The organism is Stappia sp. WLB 29 (assembly GCF_023507705.1).
In the GTDB taxonomy this organism is placed as follows: Bacteria; Pseudomonadota; Alphaproteobacteria; order Rhizobiales; family Stappiaceae; genus Stappia.
The window spans coordinates 1-1,211 of record NZ_JALBGD010000029.1; the positions used below are offsets into that span (position 1 = coordinate 1).

The window sequence follows — 1,211 nt, forward strand, 5'->3', positions numbered from 1 at the left end:
CCGATGGCGAAAGCAAAGTTTGAGCGGACGAAGCCGCACGTGAACATTGGCACGATCGGCCACGTCGACCATGGCAAGACGACGCTGACGGCGGCGATCACGAAGTTTTTCGGCGAGTTCAAGGCGTATGACCAGATCGACGCTGCTCCCGAGGAGCGCGCTCGCGGCATCACGATCTCGACGGCTCACGTCGAGTACGAGACCGAGAACCGCCACTATGCCCACGTGGACTGCCCTGGCCACGCCGACTACGTGAAGAACATGATCACGGGTGCGGCGCAGATGGACGGCGCGATCCTGGTGTGCTCGGCGGCCGACGGCCCGATGCCGCAGACCCGCGAGCACATCCTTCTGGCGCGCCAGGTCGGCGTCCCGGCTCTGGTGGTGTTCCTGAACAAGGTCGACCAGGTGGACGACGCCGAGCTTCTGGAGCTGGTGGAGATGGAAGTGCGCGAGCTGCTTTCGTCCTACGAGTTCCCGGGCGACGACATTCCGATCGTCGCGGGTTCGGCTCTTGCTGCGCTCGAGGGTCGTGACGACGCGATCGGCGAGACGAAGATCCGCGAGCTGATGGCTGCGGTCGACGACTACATCCCGACGCCGGAGCGTCCGGTCGACATGCCGTTCCTGATGCCGATCGAGGACGTGTTCTCGATCTCGGGCCGCGGCACGGTGGTGACCGGCCGCGTGGAGCGCGGCATCGTGAAGGTGGGCGAGGAAGTCGAGATCGTCGGCATCCGCGACACCAAGAAGACGACGGTGACGGGCGTCGAGATGTTCCGCAAGCTTCTGGACCAGGGCCAGGCCGGCGACAACATCGGTGCTCTGATCCGCGGCGTGGGCCGCGAGGACGTGGAGCGCGGCCAGGTTCTGTGCAAGCCGGGTTCGGTGACACCGCACACGAAGTTCAAGGCCGAGGCCTACATCCTGACGAAGGAAGAGGGCGGTCGCCACACTCCGTTCTTCACCAACTACCGTCCGCAGTTCTACTTCCGCACGACGGACGTGACGGGCGTGGTGACGCTGCCGGAAGGCACGGAGATGGTGATGCCGGGCGACAACGTGTCGGTCGAGGTCGAGCTGATCGTGCCGATCGCGATGGAAGAGGGCCTGCGCTTCGCTATCCGCGAGGGCGGCCGTACCGTCGGCGCCGGCGTCGTCGCCTCCATCATCAAGTAACCAACATGGCGGAACGGGTGATCCGTTCCGCC

General features: G+C 65.3%; 1 protein-coding gene. It reads left to right on the forward strand.

The window, feature by feature from the left end; genetic code table 11:
- The first annotated feature begins 3 nt into the window (after window positions 1-3).
- Entirely contained in the window at window positions 4-1,179 is a 1,176-nt protein-coding gene (gene tuf, locus MNI96_RS21765) for an elongation factor Tu (protein WP_249696641.1), read from the forward strand.
- Window positions 1,180-1,211: the final 32 nt, after the last annotated feature.

Bases quoted from the DNA above. Each gene is read 5' to 3' on its own strand.
- tuf (WP_249696641.1), top strand. From the start codon at position 4: ATGGCGAAAGCAAAGTTTGAGCGGACGAAGCCGCACGTGAACATTGGC.